This is a genomic window from Streptomyces sp. NBC_01241 (assembly GCF_041435435.1).
In the GTDB taxonomy this organism is placed as follows: domain Bacteria; phylum Actinomycetota; class Actinomycetes; order Streptomycetales; family Streptomycetaceae; genus Streptomyces.
Window position 1 is genome coordinate 8,273,153 of the sequence record NZ_CP108494.1, and the last position, 22,996, is coordinate 8,296,148.

Here is a 22,996-nt window from a genome sequence, read left to right on the forward strand (position 1 = left end):
CGCTTGGGGAGCAGGCGCCCGTGCGTGTGCTCGACATCCGACGACAGACCTACTCGACATCCGACGACAGACCTATGTGCGCTCTCTCGAAGCCGCGGAAGTCGGCATCCTGACCGGGCGGACCGGCCGAGGCCGCAGGGGCGACGACGCCCTGTTGGTGCGCGCCCTGGGCGGGGTCATCCTGGAAGGACCGGCCGAGGTCGCCGCCGCGGCGCAGGATCTCGTCCCGCCCACGCCGGCATGAAGCGCCGGACGACCTCGTGCGCGCGAAGCTCGCCTTCGTCTCCGCGGCGCAGCAGGTGGTGAACACGCCGCCTCCCGTTCGACAGACGGCTTGCGGGACCGCGTGGCCCCGTGGCGCGGGTGCACGTCGGTGGCGCGCAGATCACGCGCGTGTCAGAGTCGTACGAGAGGCAGCCTCCGGACGACGGGGAACAGCTGGAGCGGAATCGGCGAGATTTCGCTGGCCGGCCGCGCGGACGGAGTGTGCCGGCGCACCCGCGCCGGGGCGTGCCGCTCGTCATGGGATGCGTCCACGACGAGTTGGCCGAACCTCGTGTAGACCAACTAGGTGACTGAGGCATCTAGTGGAGGGAGATCGGTAGGAAGCCCTCCATCCAGCTTTGCGAGGCCCGCCATGGCAGACACCGAGACCGTCTCCTTCCCGCAGAACCGCAGCTGCCCCTATCAGCCGCCGACGGAGTACCGGCCGCAGCGGGACGGCCGGCGGCCGCTGTCGCCCGTGTCTTCCGCCAGGCTGTTCGACGGCCGTCGGGTCTGGCTGGTGACCGGGCATGCCGAGGCGCGTGCGCTGCTGGTCGACCGGCGGTTGTCGGCCGACCGGGAGAACCCCGCGTTCCCGATGCTCGCCGAGCGGACAGCCGGGAGCGCCAAGCGGCGCGTCGAACTGATCGGTGTCGACGATCCCGAGCACAACGCGCAGCGCCGGATGCTGATCCCCAGCTTCTCCGTGAAGCGGACCGCCGCACTGCGGCCCCGGATCCAGGAGACCGTGGACCGGCTGCTGGACGCCATGATCGAGCAGGGGCCGCCCACCGACCTGGTGAGCGCCTTCGCGCTGCCCGTTCCCTCCATGGTGATCTGCGCGCTTCTCGGCGTACCGTACGCCGACCACGACTTCTTCGAGGCCCAGTCGCGCGCTTTGCTGCGCGGGCCCGGGGCCGCCGATGTCGACAAGGCGCGGGACGCGCTCGACGAGTACTTCCGGGCGCTGATCGAGCGCAAACGGTCCGACCGGGGTGACGGGCTGCTCGACGAGCTCATCACCCGGCAGCTCGACACCGGGGCCGTGGACGGTGAGGAACTGGTCCGGCTGGCCGAGATCCTGCTCGTCGCCGGTCACGAGACGACCGCGAACATGATCTCGCTGGGTACGTTCACCCTCCTTCAGCACCCGGACCAGCTGGACCGGTTGCGCACGTCCGCGGAGCTGATGCCCACCGCTGTCGAGGAGTTGTTGCGTTTCCTCTCCATTGCCGACGGCATCTCACGGTTGGCGACGGAGGACATCGAGGTGGGTGGGGTGACCATTCGGGCAGGTGAGGGCGTCGTGCTGTCCACCTCGGTGATCAACCGGGACGAAGCCGTGTACCCGGAGCCGGACGAACTCGACCTCGGCCGGACATCGCGCCAGCATGTCGCCTTCGGTTTCGGGATCCACCAGTGCCTCGGCCAGAACCTCGCGCGGGCCGAGATGGAGATCGCGCTGCGCACCCTCTTCGACCGGCTGCCGGGGCTGCGGCTGGCGGCACCCGCCGACGAGATCCCGTTCAAGCCCGGCGACACGGTCCAGGGCATGCTCGAACTGCCCGTGGCGTGGTGACGGAACCCTCCCGGAAAGGATGGCAGTGATGATGCGGATCAGTATCGACAGGGATGTGTGCATCGGTGCCGGTCAGTGCGCGTTGACCGCGCCCGAGGTCTTCACCCAGGATGACGACGGATTCAGCGAACTGCTGCCGGGGCACGAGGAGGGCGCCGACGATCCGATGGTGAAGGAAGCCGCTCGCGTCTGCCCGGTGCAGGCGATCACGTTGACGTAGCCGCCCTCGCTCGTGGCGTACCGTTCCTAGCCAGTGTGCATGAGTGAGTCCTGGACCCACTGATGTGTACTGGGCGCATCCCGAACGGTGTTGGATGCACTCGGTCCCCGCTTTCGCGTCCCGTTCGGCGGCACGCCTCCAGGGGCGTGGTCCGTTGCGGGTGGGCGGGTTCCGTCACGCCCCCGTGCACCTGGCCCGGCCTGGGCGGTCCGATGCCCCGCACGATCACTCCGGTCGTGTGGGGGCGGTGCCGTCCGACGCCGGACCAGGTGTCCGAGGGCGCGTCGTCCGATCGCGATGCCGGCGGCATCGTGACGGGACATTCTGCGGTGCGGGGTGGCCAGTGGTTTCTGCCAGTGCTGGGCACCCCACATCGAGGTGTAGGCGGGGTCGACCGCGACCATGCTCAGGCCGTGTTCGGCGGCCATGGAGACCAGCCGGGCCTTGAGCTTCCCGGTCGGGATGCCGGAGATGAGCTGCCGGAACCGTTTCTTGCGGCCGTGCTTCTCGCGGGTCTTCTCGGTCGTGAAGTCGAGGTCTTCGATGGCGATCGCGGTAACACCGGCACGCTTCGCCCAGTGGAGCAGGCGGGTCAGGGCGTGACGGATCTGGGCGTCGCGATGAGCGGTGGTGCCGGACAGGTCGTAGGGGAAGCGGTGCGGGTCGCCGACCGGATTGCCATGCTGGTCGAGCTGGTAGGCGGCGAAGTGGTCGGTGTTGGTGTCGACGCCGACCATGCCCCTGGCTCGGGCAGTCTCCAGCGGGATGGTCTGGGCGACCGGGCGTTGCCAGGACGCGGTGAGGTACCAGCGGCCACGGCCGGTGTCGAGGTGGATGCGGTAGGCGACGGCCCGGTTCGCGCCAATGCGATCGGCCCACTCCGTGCCCCGGTGCGCAAACGCCACGGTCGAGGTGAGGGTATACCGGCCGTACTTGGCGTTGGCCAGGTGCGCGAGAGGGGCGGGCAGTTTGATGGACACTTCACCGTCCGGGGTGACGCGGATGGTCTCGTTCCCGAACCGTTTCCCTGACTCGCCGTCGGCGGCGATGAACCAGCGCTCCGCCTCCCAGCGTTCCCGCCACTGCTCCTCGGTGAGCTGGGCTTCGGCGAGGTGGTGGCGAGTGTTCAGGAGACGTCTGCCGCCCCGCACGACCCGGACCCGTCCGGCCTGCCAGTCGGCGACAGCGGCATCGCGCCGCGCCTTCAGCACCGCGAGACGGCGGGACTTGTGGAACCACTCGCCCTTGGAGCGGTAGCCACCGGCTGCCCGCTTGGTGCCCCGCGCGCCGATGGGGAGGGACAGGCGGTGCCGCAGCGTCCCGATCCCGGCCTCCAGCGTCCGGATGTGCGCCGCCTGGCAACGGCGCGCCAGCGCCCACTGATCGTGCGTGACCTTGGTGATCGCACCCGCGATCCGCGACGACGACTGTGCGGTCAGGGCCCGCTTCCGCGACGCCCAGGTGTCCGCGCTGTGCTCCAGGCCATCCGCACAACGGGCCCTGAGGTCACGGGAAGCGAGCGCGCCCTGGTGCTCACCGACTGCCCGCAGAACCTTCTCGTCCTGGGGCGTGAGGTGCTTGAGACGGTCCCGGACCGCCACCCCGCACGGCCCGGGCGCCACGAAGGGCGCGGCCAGCTCCCGCACACCACCCACCACAACATCCCCTCCCACGAGACCGGACACCTGCTACCCAATCCAACGAGCAGCAGACGCCAAGGTCACCCATTCGGCCCCAGAACTCCCGTTCCGACCCCGCGAAGCCGCCGACAGGACTCACTCCTGCTCACTAAAACTCACTTCAGCTCAGCAAACCGACAGCAGCTCATAACCCCTGCTCGCGTACCCGCGGCCTACTCGAACCGTGCGGTGTCGCCCGCCCCTCGGCGTACGATCTCCGGTTCGCCACCCGAGAAGTCGATGACCGTGGTCGGCTCGGTGCCGCAGTCGCCCGAGTCGACCACGGCGTCCACCACATGGTCGAGCCGTTCCTTGATCTCCCAGCCCTGGGTCAGCGGCTCGTCCTCGTCGGGCAGGAGCAAGGTGCTGGAGAGGAGCGGCTCACCGAGGTCGGCGAGCAGAGACTGAGCGACGACATGGTCCGGAATCCGCACTCCTACCGTCTTCTTCTTCGGATGCAGCAGTTGACGCGGCACCTCCTTCGTCGCCGGGAGGATGAAGGTGTAGCTGCCGGGCGTCGCGGCCTTGATCGCGCGGAACACATCGTTGTCGATGTGCACGAACTGACCCAGCTGCGCGAAGTTCTGGCACACGAGGGTGAAGTGGTGACGATCGTCCAGATTGCGGATCGACCGGATCCGGTTGATGCCGTCACGGCTGCCCAGCTGGCACCCCAGTGCGTAACAGGAGTCCGTCGGATACGCGACGAGCGCGCCCGATCGGATGCTGTCGGCCACGGTGCGGATGGTGCGCTGCTGAGGATTTTCGGGGTGCACGTCGAAATACTTCGCCATCCGCCGAGTCTAGGTGATCAGGACATCGCGCCCGGAACGACGAGGCCCATCCGGCCCGAGCTCACTCCTTGACCGCGCCCGCGTTGGCGCCGCTGACGAAGTAGCGCTGGAAGCAGAAGAACAGCGCGGCCACCGGAATGGTGGACAGCAGGGCCGCCGCGAGTTTCAGCGGATACTGCGTTCCGCCGCCGAGCCCGCCCGACACGAAGCGGGCCAGGCCCGTGGTGAGCGTTTCGTACTGGCCGGACTGTGTGCTGATGAGGAAGTGCGTGAACTCGTTCCACGACCCCTGGAACGACAGGATCGTCAGGGTGATCAACGCCGGTCTGGCCATCGGCAGGACGACGGACCAGAAGATCCGGAACACACCCGCCCCGTCGACCCGTGCCGCCTCCTCGACCTCGCGCGGCACCGATTCGAAGAACTGCTTCATGATGAAGATGCCCGCCGCGTCCACCAGCAGCGGCAGGATCATGCCGGTGTACGTGTCGAAGAGACCGAAGGTGTTCAGCACCAGGAACTTCGGGATGAGCAGGGCCACACCGGGTACCGCGATCACCGTGAGCACAAAGCCGAACAGTACCGAGCGGCCCCGGAAACGCAGCCGCGCCAGCGCGTATCCCGCCATGGAGTCGAACAGCACCCGGCCCGCCGTCACCAGCACCGCGATCAGAGCCGAGTTGCCCAGCCAGCGCAGGAAGGGCACCCCGTCCGCGGCCCGGCTCAGCCCGAGCAGCCGCTGGTACGCGGCCGTGGTCGGAGTGGTCGGCAGCAGGGTCAGCGGGTGCGCGGCGGCGTCCGGGTCCGTCTTGAAGCCCGTCACCAACTGGAGGACGAACGGGAGCAGATAGAGCAGACCCAGCCCGAGCACCGCGCTGTACCCCACCACCCGCCACGGCAGGCGGAATCGGCTCAGGACGGGACGGCCCCGCTCGTGCGGGGTGCGACGGGGCCGGTCGCGTACGGCCGTAGCGGCGACGGTCATCGGTTCCTCCCGGTACGTACGCCGCGCTCCCGCAGCGCCCAGCGCTGGAACACGGTCAGGACGAGGATCAGGGCGAGCAGGATGAACGCGATCGCCGCGCCCTGCCCGAAGTCCGCGTTGTCGAAGCCCGCCGAGTACGACAGGAAGGCGGGCGTGAGCGTCGTGTTGCCCGGAGCGCCCTGGCCCATCACATACACCTGGTCGAACACCTGCCAGGTGGAGATCAGCCCGAGCGTCAGCACCAGGAACAGCACGGGACGCAGGGCGGGCAGCGTCACATACCGCAGCATCTGACGCCGGTTGACCCCTTCCATCGCCGCCGACTCCTCCAGTTCCCGCGGGATGTTCTGGAGCGCCGCGAGGAAGATCAGCATGAAGCTGCCGGAGGTCGTCCACACGGCGAGCACGACGAGCGTGCACATCGCGACCGAGGGACCCGAGAGCCACTCGAACCACGACAGCCCCAGCATGGAGTGATCTGCCAGCATCCCGGTGGGCCGTTCGGGATCGACGATCCCCAGACCTCCCAGGATCAGGGAGAGCACCCCGCGCGGGTCCGCGAACCAGTTCGGTCCCTTGACCCCGATCCAGGACAGGATGGAGTTGACGGCTCCGCTGCCCTGGAAAAGGAAGAGGAAGACGGTGGAGACGGCGATGGAGCTGGTGACCGACGGGAGGAAGAACGTCGTACGGAGGGCGCCGCGCCCCCGCAGCAGTCTCTGATTGACGATCAGGGCCAGACCCAGTGCCAGCCCGGTCTGCAGGGGGACGGTGAGCAGGACGTAATAGAGATTGTTGCGCAAGGCCGTGGCGAAGAGGGTGCGGTCGAGTCCGTCCTGCGTGAGCAGCGACCGGTAGTTGTCCAGGCCGACGAAATCGGCCTGACCGGAGAACGGGTTGGACTGTCCGTCCCAGTGCAGCAGGCTCACCCACAGCGCCATCAGGATGGGAAGCACCATGAACAGGCTGAGGACGAGCACCATGGGGCTGACGAACAGCCAGCCCCAGGTGCTCTCCCCGCGAAGGCCCGCGCGCCGGGCGCGGACCTTCGTGGTCGTGCCGGATTCGCCGGGTGCGCTGTCAGGTGCGCCGGGCGAGCCGGTCGTTCGGGGGGTACCGCTCGCGCGGATCGTGCGGATGGGCATGGGGGCTCAGTTGCCCTTCGCGATCGCCTGTTCGCCGTTGCGCTGAAGGTCGGCGAGGATCTTCTTCGGGTCGGCGGTGCGCAGCGACTGCAGCTCGGTGTTGAACTGGCTCAGGACCTTGTCGAAGCCGGCGATCGTCACCGGGCCCTGTGCGTAGGCGCTGCCGTCCACCCAGGCCTTGGCGGCGGGCTGCTTCTCGGCGTACGTCTTGAGCGCGCTCGTCCGCGTCGGCATGACTCCGAACGCGTCGGCGAAGTCGAGCTGCTGCTGCGCGGAGGTCAGGTACTTCACGAGGTCGACTCCCGCGTCGCGGTGCGCGCTGTCGGCGGCGACGCCCCAGCAGTTGCTGAACGCGAGGGTGCCCTGGCCGGCCGGCCCCGCGGGCAGCGGCGCGACGGCGTACTTCACCTCGGGGTAGTCGAGCTTCATGCCGCCTTCGAGCCAGTTGCCCTCGATGGTCATCGCGGCCTTGCCCTTGCCGAGCGCCTCACCGCCCCAGCTGGTGTCCACCTGCTTGGCGAACTTCATCGAGCCCGACTTGAGGAGGGACTGGACGAATTCGAGCCCCTTGGCGTTCTCCGCGGTGTCGGCGGTCATCTTCTTCTGGTCCGGGTCGGTGAGCCAGCCGCCCGCCTGCTTCATGAAGACGCCGAGCCGCTGGTACTCGTCGCTGGTGACCAGGCCGGTGACGCCGTTGCCGGTGAGCTTGTCCGCGACGGTCCTCAGCTCCTCCCAGCTCTTGGGATAGTCCTTCTCCGTCAGCCCGGCCTTCTTCCAGAGGCCGGTGTTGATGGCCAGGCCGAGGGTGGAGGTGTCCTTGGGGAGGCAGACCAGCTTCCCGTCGTACGAGAACGAGGTCCGCAGCTGCTGGGAGAAGTCGTCGGCGTCGGATATCCGGTCCCCGTACGGGTACAGCGAGCCGCCCTTCGCGTAGTTCGCGAACTGGTCGGAGTTGACGTAGAAGACGTCCGGCGGCTTGTGCCCGGCGAAGGCCTGGGCAAGCTGCTGGTTCATGTCCTTGGCGACCTCGACGGAGACCGAGTTCCCCGACTTCTTCGTGTACGCGGCGGCGGCGGCCTTGACCGCCTGGGTCTCGGCGTCCCCCGAGGTGGCGATCAGTACCGTCAGTTTCTGGTTGGCCGACTTGTCCTGCCTCGGCTTCTTGTCGCTGCCGAAGTCGGACGAGCAGCCGGTGGCGGCCAGGAGCGCCGCGCAGGTGGCGAGGGCGGCGACGGCCGTACGGGTTCCCATGAGTTCCTCCAGGGGGATAAAGGCTTGCGGCTCAGCTGCCCGGAAAGGGCGTGCTGTGAATCGGTGGCCCGTGGAACGGGCGCGGGGGGTGGTTCAGTCGTCCGACGCGGACGTGCTGGCACGCACGACGAGAGACGGTTCGAGCAGGACGCGTTCGGGCGGAGCGCCGGCCTGCGACATCCGGGCCAGCAGAAGCCGGACGCATTCGCGGCCGACGGCCTCCAGCGGCTGGTCGACGGTGGAGAGTCCCGGGGACAGGAGCGCCGCCGTGGGGGAGTCGTCGAAGCCGACCACCGCGACGTCCGTGCCCGGCACGGCCCGTCGCTCGCGCAGCGCCTGGTAGCAGCCCAGCGCGAGCATGTCGCTCGCGGCGATCACCGCCGTCGCACCCGCGTCCAGCAGTGGTCCGGCGGCTGTCTGCGCCGAGGCGATGTCATCGACACTCTGCGCCCGCCTGCCACGCACCGGAAGGCCGTGCCGTCGCATGGCGCGCTGCCAGCCCGCGGCGCGGTCGTCGCCGACCCCGGAGCCGCGCGGCCAGCCGAGGAACGCGATCCTGCGATGCCCCAGGCCCACCAGATGCTCGACCGCGGCGTCCGTGCCCGAGGCGCCGTCGACATCGACCCAGTCGCCGATCTGCCGGCCGGACCACATCCGGCCGAAGGCCACGAACGGCACACGCCGCTTCTCCAGCCAGGCCTGGCGCTGGTCGCCCCGGTCGGTGCCGCTCAGCACGAAGCCGTCCACGCTGTGCTGGTCGAGGAGTTCCTCGTACCCGTCGAGGCCCGCACTGCCGGGGGGTGAGGCGAAGAGCAGGATCCGGTAGCCCGCCTCGTCGGCGGTCTGGGACAGGGCATGCAGGAACCGGTCCATGACCGGGGCCGAGGTGCCGGGGGCGGTGGGACGGATGCCGTAACCGATGAGCTTGCTGGAGCGGGTGCGCAGGGTCTGCGCCGCTCGATGCGGGCGGTAGCCCAGCTCGTCGATGGTGCGCAGGACTCGGTCCAGGGTCTCCGGGCGCAGTAGTTCGGGCGAATTGAGGGCGTTCGACACCGTCTGCGGAGACACTCCGGCCCGCTGCGCGACTGTGGCCAGGGTCACCGAAGCGGCCTTGGGCGCGGGGGTGTTGGGGGAGCGGGGCATGAGGGTCTCCGGAACCGGGTGTGTGAATGGGCGAGTTCATTGGAGCGTTCCAAAACCGTTGTCAACGCCCTGATGTCGTCGTTAGGGTTCTTGGAACGCTCCAATGCCTGAGAGGTTCTGCTCTGTTGGACACCACTGTCAAGACCCACGACAAAACGAACTCCGAGACGGGGGCAGGTCCGTCGGCCGAAGGTCTTCAGCCATTCCTGCACGACGCCTGCGTGACGCTGTATGCCCCGAGCTTCGCGATCTCGCGTGCGGACGGACAGCTCGACGGTGCAGCCGACGGCTTCTACCACGGCGACAGCAGAGCCCTTGCCCGGCTGACCGTCGCGGCGGACAACATCGCGCTCGCCCCGGTGCGTGGAGCCCTGGAGGGAGCGGACCGGGCGGCCTTCCGCAGTGTGCTGCGCGGTCTAGGCGAGGACACGCCGGACCCGGCGGTCTCCCTGCACCGGCGCCGCCGCGTCACCCCCGGGCACCTGGAGGAGACCCTCGAAGTCGCCAACGCCGGGCGGCAGCACGTCCGGGTCCGGCTGATCGTCACCGCCGGGACGGACCTGGCCCCGATCGAGCGCGTCAAGTCCGGACATGCGCTGAGCCCGGTCACCGCCACCCCTGCCGGGGGCGGACTCGGCTGGTCCCGGGACACCTTCGCCGTACGCCTCACCAGTTCCCCGGAGCCGGCGGCCGTGGACCCGGCCGCGGGACGGCTGGAGTACGAGATCGAACTCGCCCCCGGCGCGTCATGGACCGCGGTACTGCACTGCGACGCGACACACGAGGACGGCGACCAGTTCCCCGCGCCTCCAGCGAACAGCGTGCCCTGGCGCACGCCGCGACTGCGCAGCGCCGACCGGCGCTTCGACCACTGGCTGAGCCAGTCCGCGGCCGATCTCGACCGGCTGCGGCTGACCGACCCGGAGCAGCCCGCCGACCAGTTCCTGGCCGCCGGGGCCCCGTGGTTCCTCACTCTCTTCGGCCGCGACTCCCTGTGGGCGGCCCGCATGCTGCTGCCACTGGGCACCGATCTCGCCGCCGGTACGCTGCGCACCCTGGCCCGCAGGCAGGGCACGAAGTCCGACCAGGACACCGAGGAGCAACCGGGCAAGATCCTGCACGAAGTGCGCCGCGCCACCCAGGACTTCAACGAGAACTTCTCCCTGCCGCCCTGCTACTACGGCACGGTCGACGCCACCCCGCTCTGGATCACCCTGCTGCACGACTCCTGGCGCTGGGGCCTCGCACCCGAACAGGTCGAACAGCTCCTGCCGCACGCCGAGTCCGCCCTCGCCTGGATGCGCGACCACGGCGACGCGGACGGGGACGGCTTCCTGAAGTACATCGACCGCACCGGCCGGGGCCTGGCCAACCAGGGCTGGAAGGACTCGGGCGACTCCATCCGCTATCGCGACGGAGGCATCGCTTCCTCCCCGATCGCGCTCTGCGAGGTCCAGGCGTACGCGTACGAGGCGGCCCGGGGCGGCGCGGACCTGCTGCGCGCCTTCGGCCGCCCCGGCGCCGACCGGTGGGAGGAGTGGGCCGAGCGGCTCCGCGACCGTTTCCGCAGCCACTTCTGGGTGGAGGACGAGCGGGGACCGTACCCGGCCGTGGCGCTCGACGGGGACAAGAAGCCGGTGGACTCGGTCACCTCGGGCTTCGGCCACCTGCTGGGCACCGGCCTGCTCGACCACGAGGAGAGCGCCCTGCTGGCCGCCAGGCTCAGCGGGCCCGACCTCGACTCGGGACATGGTCTGCGGACCCTGAGCAGTGACCACGTGGCCTACAACCCGTACGGCTACCACATCGGTTCCATCTGGCCGCACGACACGGCCGTCGCCGTGCACGGCCTGGCCAGGGCCGGGTTCCCGGAAGCGGCCGCGTCCCTGTCCGAGGGGCTGCTGAGCGCATCGACGGCCTTCGACAACAGGCTTCCCGAACTCTTCGCCGGTCATGGAGCGGTGACCGACGCCCGGCCCTCGCCCTATCCCGCGTCCTGCCGTCCGCAGGCCTGGGCGGCGGCCTCGTCCGTCATGATCCTCCAGTCCGTGCTGGGACTCTCCGCCGATGTCCCCGGCGGGACGCTCACGGTCGCGCCCGGGTTCGCGGAGGCATACCGTCCGCTGAAGGTCGAGGGGCTCGACATCGCGGGCGGGCGACTGGACATCTCCGTCGACGCCGACGGTACGGCGCACGTCGAGGCGCCGAAGGGCCTGGAGGTGAGGAGGCAGCACCTGAAACCCCGCTGACGCGAGCCGACGCGCCCGCTCTGCAGCACGACCCCGTGGGCCGGGGCGAGGATTTTCCTCAACCCGGACAGCCGACGCGGACCTCCGGGAGAGCGGTGACGAAGGCGTACGACAGCCCGGCACCAGCGGCTCGGCTCCCGCCCCCGCGCGGGGGCGGAAGCGGAGGCCGGTGCCTCGCTTACACCCCGACGCACCCGTCCCCGTGCGCGCCGCTCACTCCTTCGCGCGCGTGGACTCGTCTGCCGGGCTCAGCGCCTGACGGACCGACCAGAGGACCGACACGAGGGGTACCGCCACCACCGCTCCGAGCACTCCGGCCGCGATGGCGCCGCCGATCACCGAGAGCGCGACCACGACCGGGTGCAGGCGGACGGCCCAGCCCATCACGAGCGGGTGCAGCAGATGGCCCTCGATCTGGCCGATGACCACGATCAGTACGAGGACGACGGCCGCCACGATCGGGCCCTTCGCCGCCAGAGCCACCACGGCCGCGACCGCGAGAGCGATCGGTGAGCCGATCAACGGAATGAAGGCGGCGAAGAACTCCAGCAGGGCCAGAGGCAGGGCCAGCGGCACTCCGAGTGCGAACAGGGCCAGTCCTACGAGTGCGGCGTTGGTCCCCGCCACCAGAATGATGCCGTGGGTGTACCCGGTGAACGTACGCCAGGCGGCCCGGCCCGCGACCGCCACCCGGGCCCGGGCCGTCTGCGGGAGCTGATCGCAGAACCAGTCCCACTGCCGGTCGCCCGAGTGAATGAAGAAGACCGAGCAGAACAACGCCAGAACGAACACCGTCACCACCTCGACCAGCCGGCCCACACCGCTGACGGCCGTGCTGATGAGGGCGGAGCGATGGCTGGACAGGAACTGCCCGATCCGGGACTGGAGGTCGCCGAGCGTCTTCGGATTCAGCCGGAACGGCGGCCCCTCCAGCCAGTGTTCGATCCTGCCGAGACCGTTACTGAACTCCCTTTCCAACCCGGCGCGTTCTCCGGCGACGACCTCGCCGACGAGCGTCAGCACACCGAGGACGAGGACGATACTGCCGAGCAGCGCCACGGCGACGGCGAGCGCCCGCGGCATCGGACGGGCCAGGAGATCCGCGATCGGGCGCAGCACCGCGGTCACGACCAGGCCGAGAAAGACGGCTGCCGCCACTTCGTGGAACCGCCCCAGCGCCGAGAAGGCCGCGTATACGACGGCTCCCACCACGAGGATCCGCCAGGCGTATGCGGCGGCCGTCTGGAATGTGGGGTTCACGCGTGGCGTGTACCGCGGGCCGGGCGGCGCCTGTCGCGCGCCCGGGTCCAGGGCCGCGGGGCCGGCCATGCCGCGCAGCGCCCGGCGTGACGCGGCGCGGATCCGGTGCCGTCGTCCTCCGGACGGTACGCCGGGGTCCGTGTTGTCGGGCTGCGGATGCGAGGGCCTGGGCATTCCCTGCTGGTATCAGGAGGGGCCGCGTCGTTCCGGGCTCCTGCGGCGACATGCGCGGGAAGGTCACCCCGACGGGGGGACGAAGATGCAGTGGCCCGAGGGTCCCACTGCCGACCCGGAACGGGCGTGCGAGCGGTACGACTCCGATATCCGGGCAGTACGCGGGGACTTGCGGCGGTGGCACGGGCAGATCCCCCGCATCGGATATCCGGCAGCGGACCGGGAGTCCCGCAGCCAGGAGCCCGCACAGGGGCGGCTGCGGACGCTGCTGACGCGGCCGCTACCGGTCGCCGACGGGAATCCGTACGACGATCCGAGCGCCTGGCTGGTTGGTCTCGATGTGGGCGCTGCCATGGTGGGCGGTGACGATGTCGCGGACGATGGCCAGCCCCAGGCCGCTGCCGCCCGTGTCCCGTGCGCGCGCTTGGTCGAGTCGGGTGAAGCGCTCGAAGACGCGTTGCCGGTCGGCGGCAGGGATGCCGGGCCCGTCGTCGGCCACGATCAGGTTTGCGATGCCGTCCAGGACGTAGAGGCGGATGTCGATGCGGGTGGCGGCATGGCGCAGGGCGTTGTCCAGCAGATTCCGCACCACGCGCGCGAGGGCATCCCTGTCACCGTGGACGCGCGCGGCGCTGACGGCATGCTGGTCGATGACGAGAGACGTGCGCTGGCGGGCCTCGCCCACCTCGGTGAAGACGATCTCGTCCAGGTCGACCGGGCGTTTACGCAGGCGTGGACGGGCATCGAGGCGGGCCAGCTGTACAAGGTCGTCGACGAGCCGGGAAAGCCGTTCGGTCTCTGCGAGCAGGGCGGGGGCGAGCGATCGCCAGTCCGCGGTGTCGGGATGGCTGACCGCGACCTCCAGACGGGTGTGCAACGTGCTCAGGGGGCTGCGCAGTTCGTGGGCGGCGTCGGCAACGAATCCGCGCTGCCGCCGAGTCGTGGCCTCCAGGCGGGCAAGCAGGTCGTTCAAGGTCTTCGCGAGCCGGCCCAGAGCATCCTCGGCGGGGGGCACGTCGAGTCGGCGCCCCAGGTCCGAGGCGGTGATCTCGGCGGTCTGGGCCCGCAGGGAGTCCACCGGGCGCAGCGCGCGTCCCGTGAGCAGCCATACGATGCCGGTGAGCAGGGCCACGGTCGACGGCACGGTGGTGGCGAGGCCGAACGTCAGCTTGGCCAGGCCGTGGTCGATGTCTTCCGTGGACATGGCGACGTACACGGTCATCGGGTCGTGACGGGTACCGGCCGGAACGGCCACAGCACGCCAGGCACTGTCATCGCCCACGGTGAGGTCCTGGACGGTGCGGGCGTGCGGGATACCGGATCCGCTCGGTGGAAAGTCGAACAACCGGGGTCTGCTGCGCAGATTCGCCGAGCTGGCCTGCACTGCTCCTTTGGCGTCGACCACTTGGACAGCGGCTTCGCCGTGGAAGGTGTGGTGCAGTACCGCGTCGCGCGGTTCGGCCTGGAGGGTTGCTGCGACGACCTGGGCGTCCTGCAGGGCGGTCTGGTCGAGCTCGTTGATGAGAGTCGCATGCAGCCACAGAACGAGCAGCACAGCGGCACCGGCCAGTCCGAACACGATCATGAGGGCAGCCGCAACGGTCAGCCGCAGCCGCAGCGACCGGCGGGACCACCACGCCCGGATGTCGACGCGCATCCGCTACCCTCCTCAGCTCCGGAGCCGGTACCCCGCTCCACGGACGGTCTCGATGGTCCGACGGTCGAACGGGGCGTCGATTTTGCGGCGCAGGTAACCGACGTAGACCTCCACGATGTTGGTGTCGCCGTCGAAGTTCTCGTCCCACACGTGCGTGAGGATCTCCGTCTTGCTGACCACTTGGCCGGCACGCCGGAGCAGGAATTCCAGGAGGGTGAACTCCCGTGCGGTCAGCTCGATCTCATGGTTCCCCCGACGGCACCGCCGACGCGCGGGGTCCAGGGTCAGGTCGTTGGCGGCGAGCACCGCGGGCCGGGGCGGTGCTCCTCGGCGCAGGAGCGCCCGCAGATGGGCCACGAGTACCACGTACGAGAACGGCTTGCTCAGGTAGTCGTCGGCGCCGAGGTCCAGGGCGTCCGCCTCGTCGTACTCTCCGTCCTTCGCCGTGAGCATCAGCACAGGGGTCCACACGTTCGCTGCCCGCATCCGCTTGAGGACCTCGTACCCCGACAGGCCGGGCAGCATGATGTCCAGCACGATGACGTCGTGCGGCTCGTGCAGGGCCCGCCAGAGTCCGTCCACACCGTCATACGCGGCTTCGACGACGAAGCCCTCCGAGGCGAGTCCGTCGGCGATCGCCGCCGCAAGTCCACGTTCGTCCTCGATGATCAGCATCCGCATGGCAGCCTCTTCATCCACCCTAGTGCCGCACCTACGGACTGTCCCCTGAGAAGCCGCTGAGGGCGTGGCGGACTCTCAGCCTCCTCTCAGTGCCCGCGTCACACGCTGGAGGCCTCGAACAGGTGAGGAGAGGAACAATGACAGACAGTCGAGACAGGCGTCGGGACGAGGTCCGGCGAGGCGGGCGTGAGGCCCGCGGGACCGACACGGCGCGAGAGCGGGCGCCGCGTGGTGACGAGCGGGAGCGCAGGGACAGAAGGCCGGATGAGCGCAGGAGGCCCGCAGGCGACCGGGAGAGCCACATCGAGGAGGCGCGTGAGCGCCTGATCCGCACTTCCCGACCCGCCGACCGCCCCGTCGGCGGGTAGGAGCCGGAGCCGCCGACTGCTCTTTGGCAGTGACTGCGTACATCGGCCGGTCGGGTCAACCCGACCGGCCGACGTACGCAGTCAGCGGCGGCGGACGCAGCGCCGTCGTCGAATCGAGACGTGTCGGCGCGGGCACCGTAGTCATTTCTCCATCACCGCATGCACGAGGTCCAGTGCGAGGTCCCGGGTGTGGTGGACCGGGAGGCGGTTGTCGGTGTACCAGTCGTCGCCGGCCTCCGGGTGCGGTCCGGTGACCCCCACGCGGCCGGCGCCGAACCGGGTTACGACCGCGGCGGGCGCGCCGTTGGTGTAGGTGGCCAGGACGGTCGCGTCCGCGTCCGCATCGAGCGCGAAGTACGGTCCGTCCTGGAAGAAGACGGTGCGGGGCCGTCCGCGCCACATCACCCCGACCAGCGTGTTGCCGGTGTCGTGGACTGTGCACCCCGGTGAGCGGATGTACTGGTCGGTGTCGCCGGGCAGCAGCGCGAATCCCGGGGTGGCCCCTGCCAGATAGGCGCCCAGGCAGAAGCCCAGGTAGCGTCCGCCGCCATGGACGAAGTCACGGATCGCGTCACGTTGCCGCCTCAGTTTCCGGTAGGCGGGCCGGAGTGACATGCCACCCGGCTGGGCATAGACAAGGGCCCCGGCCAGCGCCCCGGCCGACAACTTCAGGGCCTCGCGCGGACCGGTGAAGCGCACGTCCAGGTCCCACGGGCCGGCGGCGAGCAGGTCCGCGACCGCCTCCGGGCAACCGGGCAGCGATGCCGGTCCGCGGTAGACGAGTGCGAGTGGGCGGGGCCCCGGCTTCCCGGCCTGAATCATGGCTGCCTCCTCACCACCAGTGTCATGCGTCGCACGCGGTCGACGGTGATGAGTCCCCCCGAACCGGTCGGGGACGGCTCGTCACCCCTTCGGCGGGCAGCCCTCGCCAGCTCGTCCCCGGCGGCAGGTGTTCCCCCTTCATGACCAGGGACAACGCCCCGAGCCCGACACGCTCGCCCACCACCGCGTCGTACAGCACGATGGCCCGGGTGCCGATATCCGCACCGGACCGGACGGTCACCGTCGACATTTTCATGACACGGTCTTCGAACAAATGCGTCTGCAGTGAGACGTTCATGCCGACCGCGACGTCGTCGCCCACCTTCACCAGGTCGAATTCGGTGAGAAAGGTGGTGCCGATCCAGGTACGGCGGCCTATACGGGCACCGAACATGCGGAGTACCGCCGGGAGGAACGGTGTCCCTACCAGCGCACCCACCCCCGCCGGGACCGCGGCCGCCTCGAAAAGGCCGGTGATGAACTCCGTACGCCGTACGAACAGACTCCACAGCGGCTCGACACGCGGCCGGTACCTTCCGACGACGACAAGCTTGGCCACCATGCAGAACGCGATGACCGCGAATGCCGCGCCCATGGCCAGGAAGGGCGACACCAGCACCAGGACCGGCGCGCCGACGCCACGGGCAAGGCCGGACAGTGCCAGCAGGTACAGGTAGGCACTGGTCGCCAGTAGCGACGCGGGCATCGTGACGCGGAAGAACTCGATACTCAGACGAGCGAGTACCGCCCTGCGGGTCGGTCGGTACGTCAGCTCCTCGGGGTACGAACCGCTGCTCTGGCGCACCGGCAGCCGCAACGCGGGGGAGCCTAGCCACGTGGTCCCGTCGGGCACACCGTCGGGCGGCGGGACCGTACCCACGCCGACCAGGGAGTTCGGACCCAGTTCCGTGCCGCCCGCCACCAGCGCGGCATTACCGACGAACGCGCGGCTGCCCACCGTGGTGGGCCCCATGGCCACCTGGCCGGCCGCGAAGACGGCGGAGCCGATGCTCGCCATGTCCGCGACGAAGCTTCTCTCCTTGAGGGTCAGCAGGCCCGGCTCGACGTGCGCGGCGGTGGAAACCTCGGCACCCCGGCCCACGCGCGCGCCGAGCAGCCGCAGCCACGGCACGGTGTAGAGGGTGGCGTAGAGGGCGTTGGTGAAAGTGAGGCTGTACTCCAGCAGCTTGTCCACGAACCACTTGCGTACGCCGAGCGAGGAGCGTGCCGAATGGATGCCCACCGGCGCCCCGGGCCGGACCAGACGCCTGCCGACAGCCACCACCGAGCACACCGTACCCACGAAGACCGGGCCGGACAGTGCGGTGGCGACCAGCCCCGAGCCCGCACCCCAGCGCAGCCACGCGAACCAGAACAACGCGATGCTGGGCAGGACCATCAGCAGAGGAGCCAGTTCCAGGAAGACGAGGCCGAGCAGCGCCGCGGACAGATGCCGCGGTCGCCAGCGATGTGCAGCGCCGCGTGAGCGCAGCATCGTCTCGACGACCGGAGTGAGAGCCTCGACCCGGCGCGCCGGCGATCCGGCCCAGCGCGCTCCGGCAGCCGTCGACTCGTCCTGGCCGATCACGGACTGCTCACCGAGTCCGGAGTCCGGCCCCATGCGCGCGCCGGGTTCGAGCACCGCGTTGGCACCGACGAAGGCCCGCTCGCCAACCGTGATGGGCGCGACGGTGACCCGTCCGTCCGCGACCTTCCAAGGTCGAAGGGAAACGCCGTAGCCGACCGCCGCGTCGCTGCCGATCGTCAGCAGCGCCGGCAGACCGATCATGCCGGTGGCGATCGTGGTGCGGGCTCCGACGCGTGCACCGAGCAGCCGAAGGTAGGGAGCCGCCATGGGAGAACCGCTGAGCACCCGCAGCGGGCTGATCTCCACCAACAGGTTCAGCGCCCACAGACGCAGATAGGTCCGCCCCCACAGCGGGTAGCGGCCAGGTGCGATGCCTTTCCCCAGCAGGCGCGCCAGGGCGGGAGGAAGGATCCAGCGCACCGCCAGGTATCCGGCCACGGCGGCGATCGTCGGCTGCACGACCTCGCCGCCCGAGGCCTGGCCGTGGTGTGCGGCGTACGTGATGGCCACGGGCAGCGTGAACAGAAGAAGCACAACGTAGATGGCCCCGGCCTGGGCCAGTCCGGCGAGCGCGATCCGGCCGCGGCTGTGACGGATGAACGAGCGGGGCGGGCCGGCGGTGCCCGCGGTGGCCGACGAGGCACGTATCCGCTCCGCGAACCCCTGCACGGTCGGGTGCTCGTACAGGTCACGCAGAGTCGGCCCGGTTCCGCTGTCGCCGCCGCGCAACAGCGACACGACCTGGGCGGCGAGCAACGAGTGGCCGCCGAGGTCGGTGAAGAAGTTCGCCTCGGCCGACAACTCGTCGGGAGCGAGACCGAGCACCTGCGCCCAGGTGTCCCGCACCCGCCTCTCCAACTCACCGCGGGCGGGCACCACGCGGCCGGTCCCCATGAGCCGGCGTCCGGTCGGAGGAGGGAGCAGCCGGCGGTCGACCTTGCCGCTCGGCATGGCGGGAAGGCGGTCGAGGATGTCCAGGAACGACGGCACCATGTAGGCGGGCAGAGTACGTTGCAGGTGCTCGTGCAGGCGGCCGACGAGGTCGCCGTCGGAGGCCGCGTCCCGGCCGGGAGCGTCTGTGGCGCGTACGACGTAGGCGGCGAGCACCTTGCCGCTCCCGGTCCCGCTGTGCCCGGCCGGGTCCAGATCGTCCCGGGTCCGCGGAGTCCTGCCGGTGTCCGGCGCGGGGACGAGCGAGGTGACCGCCTGGGCTACGCCGGGGTCCTCCAGCAGCACGTTGTCGATCTCACCGAGTGCCACCCGATAGCCCCGGATCTTCACCTCGGCGTCGGCCCGGCCCAGGTACTCGATCTCCCCGTCGGCGGTCATCCGGCCGAGGTCACCGGTGCGGTAGAGCCGGCCGTTTCGGGGACCCAGCGGGTGCTCGATGAAACGGTCGGCGGTCAGGTCCGGCCGGCCCACGTAACCGCGGGCCAGGCCGGGACCGCCCAGGCATATCTCGCCGGCCGAACCGTGCGGCACGGGCCGCCGCTGTTCGTCGAGAAGTACCACCGAGTACGTCGGCAGCGGCCGTCCGATGGTGACGGGCCGGTTCGCCCGCATTTCCTGCCAGGTCGCCGTGACGGTGGCCTCCGTCGGTCCGTACGTGTTGAGGATGCGCCGTCCCGGCCTGCTCCACCGGTCGACGAGACTGTGCGGGCACGCCTCGCCGCCCACGACGATGCTGCGGACCCGCGGCAGCTCGCGCGGGATCGTCGCCAGTAGCGTCGGCACGCAGTACAGCACCGTGACGCGAAGCGTCTCCAGGAAGTCGGCGAGCTCGTCGCCGAGCCGCGCGGGGCCGCTCGGCCCGGCGACGAGCGTGGCGCCTGCCGTCCAGGTCGGCCAGATCTCCTCCAGGGAGAAGTCGAACGAGATGGTCATGCCCTGGAAAACCCGGTCATCGGGGCGTACGGCGTACACGGGAGTCACGACACCGAGGAAGTTACAAATGCTCGATTGGGCGATCTCCACGCCCTTGGGCCTGCCGCTGGAGCCCGAGGTGTACATGATGTACGCGGTGGGATCGCCTTCGTACCTGCCCGCGCCGGGCGTGTCGGCAGGCGGCCGCGTCGTGGGAAGACGAGCGACTTCACTCGCCCAGGCGTCGGTCCGGATCACCCGGCACGCTCCCGGCTCCACCGTCTCCGCATGTCCGGTGCGTGGCATCAGAGCGCCCGTGGTCAGCAGGACGTCGGCGCCTGAGTCGCCCAGGATGTACGCGATGCGTTCGTGCGGGGAAGCGGGGTCGAGCGGCACGAATGCCGCCCCGGCCTTGCACACGCCCAGGAGCGACACGTACATGCCCACGGACCGCGGCAGCAGGACAGCCACGCGAGTGCCCGTACCGACGCCCGCACGGCGCAGGTAGTGAGCCACCTGGTTGGCGCGTGCGTCGAGATCGGCGTACGTCAGACGCTGCTCATCGCATTCCAGGGCGACGGCCCACGGTGTGCGGTCACAGGCGTCGTGAAAGAAGTGGTGCAGCCGACGGGCCGTGTTCTGCGCGCCCTGGTCGGTGAAGTCCGAAGCCGGAACGACAGGCGGGTCCACAGTGTGCGAGGCCATGAGGAAACCTCCTCCTCAGCTCGGGCCCGGTGGTCCGGGGACTGTTCCAGCTTGTACGGCACCGGCTGAGAGGAGGCTGAGACAGACCCTCACCTGATCGGTCCGTGGCCTCCGGCGCGCACCGCACGAGAAATGTACTGATCGGTACATAACGAGAACGGGCCGCGCGACACGGAACCACATCCTTCGCCCTGTGGAATGAACGATTTCTGCGGGAGGGCCCGGTTCCGATCAGCTTCGGCACCGTACTCCGCGGTTGAGGCCCGACGCCGGTGCCGGACCCGGGCGACGGGATTCCGGCCACCGGCGCCGACGGGGAGAGCCGGGGACGTGGTGTCCCGGCGCAGGCCCCGCGTCGGTTCACATCGTGCGGTCGACGAGGAACGGGAGAAGCGTGAGGATTTCACCGAGCGCGGCCGGGGCCAGCGGGACGTTCTCCAGGCTGCGCCGAGCGCTGTCGAGGTGCTGATGCGCCTCGGCCAGTGTCGCCGAACGCCCACCGGCTTCCTCGACGAGACCGGCCGCCCGCCGCGCGGTGGTGCTGTCGAGTGGACTGCCGGTGCCGAGCAGCGCCGCGAGGCGCCGGGCGGCGGGGTGGTCCGTGGCCAGGGCCGCGAGAACGGGGTACGTCTTCTTCAGCCGGCGCAGATCACTGTGGACGGGCTTGCCCGTGACCTGGGGATCTCCCCAGATGCCCAGGAGGTCGTCCACGGACTGGAATGCCACCCCGAGGTGCCGGCCGGCCGTGGTGAGGGCGGCGACGGTCGTGGCAGGGGCTCCGGCGAGCACCCCGCCCAGGCCCGCCGCGCAGCCGAGGAGCGCGCCGGTCTTGTGCTCGGCCATCCACCGGTACTCGTGCGGCCGCACCGCTTCGGGCCCGGTCCAGGGCCGGGACTCGAAGAGCAGGTCCTCGGCCTGACCGCGGACCAGGTCGGTCAGCGTGCCGGCGAGAAGCCGGACCCCTGCCGCACCGTGCACGCCGGGAGCGTCGGCCAGCGTCTGTACGGCCAGGGCGAAGAGCGCGTCGCCCGCGAGGATCGCAGGGCCGGTCCCGTACACCTTCCATGCGGTGGCGCGCTGTCTGCGGGTCTCGTCGCCGTCCATGATGTCGTCGTGCAGGAGGGAGAGGACATGGATCAGCTCGACGGCGACGGCGCCGACGACGGCGTCCTCCGCAGGGGCGCCGGCCGCCTCGGCGCCGAGCAGGGTGAGGGCCTGACGCACCCCTTTGCCCTGTGAGCCCGTGACGGGGGCACCGTCCGCCGTGCCCCACCCGAGGGAGAACGCGGCCATCTCCGCGTGCCACGGGTGCAGACGCTGCACGGCCTGGGCGAGCGCCGGGCGTACGAGGTCGCGGCAGCGGGCGAGGATCTGCGGTGCCGTGGCCCGCTGGGTTACCGGCGGCGGTGTCATCGTCCTCCGCCTTCCTCGTCGGCCGCGCCACCGACCGGTGCCACGCCGAGTTCGGCGTACGCCTTGTCGACCATGTCCCGGGCATTGAGCAGGCCGATCCGGCTGAGGGTGCGGCGCAGCTCGTCCAGATCGGCGGCGGTCTCGTTCCGGTCGCGGCCGAGCCGGGCGAGCGATTTGACGAGACCGAGCCGGGCCAGCGCCTCGCCCCGGGGCTCGGCCATGGCACGGAACTCGGCGAGCGCCTCCTCGTAGACCTGGCGCGCCGCCTCGTAACGGCGGGCGCGGAAGAGCACATTGGCGCGCATCTTGTGGTTGTACGCGAGCGCACTGGACAACTTCATCTCACGGCAGGTGAGTTCGGCTTCCGTGAGCAGGGCCAGGGCACGCTCCGGATCGTCGTCCCGCAGGGAAACGATGTCGGCCATGCCGCGCAGGGCCCACGCCCGGCCACGCCGGTCGTCCGCGTTCCCGGCCAGCTCGGCGGCCTCCTCGAACATGGTCAGGGCACTGTCGAGCGAGCCGGTGTTGCGGTGAATCTGTGCGATGCCCTCCAGTGCCCACACGGTGTGGCGCGCCTCGCCGCGGGCGCGCGCCTCGGCGAGCAGTTGTTCGTGCAGGACCGCGACCTTCTGGTAGTCGCCCTGTATTCGCCCGGTCTCCGCAAGGCCGGCGAGGGAGTAGCCACGGGCGACGATGTCCCCGCCGCGCTTACCCATGTCGGCCGCCAGTCCCAACAGGCGGAAGGCGAGGCGGAGTTCACCGCGCTGACGGGCAAGCGTCCCTCCGCTCCACAGCGCCCACGCCATTGCCGCCGCGTCACCGGCCGAGCGGGCGGCCCGGTAACTGGCCTTCCACGCCCGGTCGGCCTCCTGTACGTTGCCGAGCCTGCGATGGGCCTCGGCCACCGCGAGCCCGCAACGCGCCACCTCGCGCTGCGAGCCGGAGAGCTCGGCCTCCCTTAAATGACGTACTCCTTCGGCCAGTACATCCGTGAGAGAGGAGTTCACCGACATCTTGGTGAGGGCGCCTTGGTACTCGGGCGCCAGTGCCTTGCTGTGCATGGGAGCCTTTCGCGCGCGGCCGGGCGGCACCGGCAACTATGCGCGTGGTGTATACATGGAGCGCATAGTTGGCCGGTGATCTGACCCGGGCACTC

17 protein-coding genes are annotated in these 22,996 nt (G+C 70.1%); 4 read left to right on the plus strand and 13 right to left on the minus strand.

The window, feature by feature from the left end:
- The first annotated feature begins 76 nt into the window (after positions 1–76).
- The 3 genes from OG306_RS37480 (at position 77) to OG306_RS37490 (ending at position 2,063) form a co-directional block, all read left to right on the plus strand.
- Positions 77–244 carry a hypothetical protein gene (locus OG306_RS37480; protein ID WP_266904506.1) on the plus strand — a complete coding sequence of 56 codons (168 nt, stop codon included), beginning with the start codon at positions 77–79 and terminating at the stop codon, positions 242–244.
- A gap of 393 nt (positions 245–637) precedes the next feature.
- On the plus strand, positions 638–1,843 hold the full coding sequence (locus tag OG306_RS37485; RefSeq protein ID WP_266904504.1) for a cytochrome P450: 1,206 nt from the start codon (positions 638–640) through the stop codon (positions 1,841–1,843).
- A gap of 31 nt (positions 1,844–1,874) precedes the next feature.
- Entirely contained in the window at positions 1,875–2,063 is a 189-nt protein-coding gene (locus tag OG306_RS37490; protein WP_266752630.1) for a ferredoxin, read from the plus strand.
- Positions 2,064–2,089: 26 nt separating this feature from the next.
- On the opposite strand, the gene OG306_RS37495 is transcribed toward OG306_RS37490, so the two are convergent.
- The 6 genes from OG306_RS37495 to OG306_RS37520 all read right to left on the minus strand — a co-directional run bounded on the left by OG306_RS37495 (position 2,090) and on the right by OG306_RS37520 (position 9,060).
- Complete coding sequence (locus OG306_RS37495) at positions 2,090–3,718, minus strand: transposase (protein WP_266752631.1); 1,629 nt, start codon at positions 3,716–3,718, stop codon at positions 2,090–2,092.
- Between the two features lie 197 nt (positions 3,719–3,915).
- Positions 3,916–4,536, minus strand: a complete 621-nt coding sequence (locus tag OG306_RS37500; RefSeq protein ID WP_266750987.1) for an L-threonylcarbamoyladenylate synthase — start codon at positions 4,534–4,536, stop codon at positions 3,916–3,918.
- Between the two features lie 61 nt (positions 4,537–4,597).
- Positions 4,598–5,521, minus strand: coding sequence for a carbohydrate ABC transporter permease (locus OG306_RS37505; protein WP_266750988.1), 924 nt, complete (start codon positions 5,519–5,521; stop codon positions 4,598–4,600).
- Complete coding sequence (locus OG306_RS37510) at positions 5,518–6,666, minus strand: carbohydrate ABC transporter permease (RefSeq protein ID WP_266750990.1); 1,149 nt, start codon at positions 6,664–6,666, stop codon at positions 5,518–5,520. The genes OG306_RS37505 and OG306_RS37510 overlap by 4 nt, the downstream gene beginning before the upstream one ends.
- 6 nt (positions 6,667–6,672) lie before the next feature.
- The gene (locus OG306_RS37515) at positions 6,673–7,917 is read right to left on the minus strand and encodes a sugar ABC transporter substrate-binding protein (protein ID WP_371666131.1); all 1,245 of its coding nucleotides are present in this window, start codon (positions 7,915–7,917) and stop codon (positions 6,673–6,675) included.
- 93 nt (positions 7,918–8,010) lie between these two features.
- Entirely contained in the window at positions 8,011–9,060 is a 1,050-nt protein-coding gene (locus OG306_RS37520; RefSeq protein WP_266750992.1) for a LacI family DNA-binding transcriptional regulator, read from the minus strand.
- A gap of 125 nt (positions 9,061–9,185) precedes the next feature.
- Here OG306_RS37520 and OG306_RS37525 point away from each other — a divergent pair, with 125 nt between their 5' ends.
- Entirely contained in the window at positions 9,186–11,309 is a 2,124-nt protein-coding gene (locus OG306_RS37525; RefSeq protein ID WP_266904500.1) for an amylo-alpha-1,6-glucosidase, read from the plus strand.
- Positions 11,310–11,522: 213 nt separating this feature from the next.
- Here OG306_RS37525 and OG306_RS37530 read toward each other — a convergent pair whose 3' ends face one another.
- From OG306_RS37530 to OG306_RS37560, 7 genes are all read right to left on the minus strand, one after another.
- Complete coding sequence (locus OG306_RS37530) at positions 11,523–12,638, minus strand: AI-2E family transporter (protein WP_371666299.1); 1,116 nt, start codon at positions 12,636–12,638, stop codon at positions 11,523–11,525.
- A gap of 385 nt (positions 12,639–13,023) precedes the next feature.
- Complete coding sequence (locus OG306_RS37535; RefSeq protein WP_266751011.1) at positions 13,024–14,400, minus strand: sensor histidine kinase; 1,377 nt, start codon at positions 14,398–14,400, stop codon at positions 13,024–13,026.
- Between the two features lie 12 nt (positions 14,401–14,412).
- Positions 14,413–15,081, minus strand: coding sequence for a winged helix-turn-helix domain-containing protein (locus OG306_RS37540; RefSeq protein ID WP_266751013.1), 669 nt, complete (start codon positions 15,079–15,081; stop codon positions 14,413–14,415).
- 509 nt (positions 15,082–15,590) lie between these two features.
- Positions 15,591–16,271 carry a BPL-N domain-containing protein gene (locus OG306_RS37545; protein WP_266751015.1) on the minus strand — a complete coding sequence of 227 codons (681 nt, stop codon included), beginning with the start codon at positions 16,269–16,271 and terminating at the stop codon, positions 15,591–15,593.
- 22 nt (positions 16,272–16,293) lie between these two features.
- On the minus strand, positions 16,294–20,427 hold the full coding sequence (locus OG306_RS37550) for a Pls/PosA family non-ribosomal peptide synthetase (protein ID WP_266751016.1): 4,134 nt from the start codon (positions 20,425–20,427) through the stop codon (positions 16,294–16,296).
- A gap of 360 nt (positions 20,428–20,787) precedes the next feature.
- Positions 20,788–21,840, minus strand: a complete 1,053-nt coding sequence (locus OG306_RS37555) for a polyprenyl synthetase family protein (RefSeq protein ID WP_327258386.1) — start codon at positions 21,838–21,840, stop codon at positions 20,788–20,790.
- Positions 21,837–22,901: a tetratricopeptide repeat protein gene (locus tag OG306_RS37560; protein WP_266904496.1), complete on the minus strand. Its 1,065-nt coding sequence runs from the start codon at positions 22,899–22,901 to the stop codon at positions 21,837–21,839. Before OG306_RS37560 ends, OG306_RS37555 begins: the two co-directional genes overlap by 4 nt.
- Between the last annotated feature and the right edge of the window lie 95 nt (positions 22,902–22,996).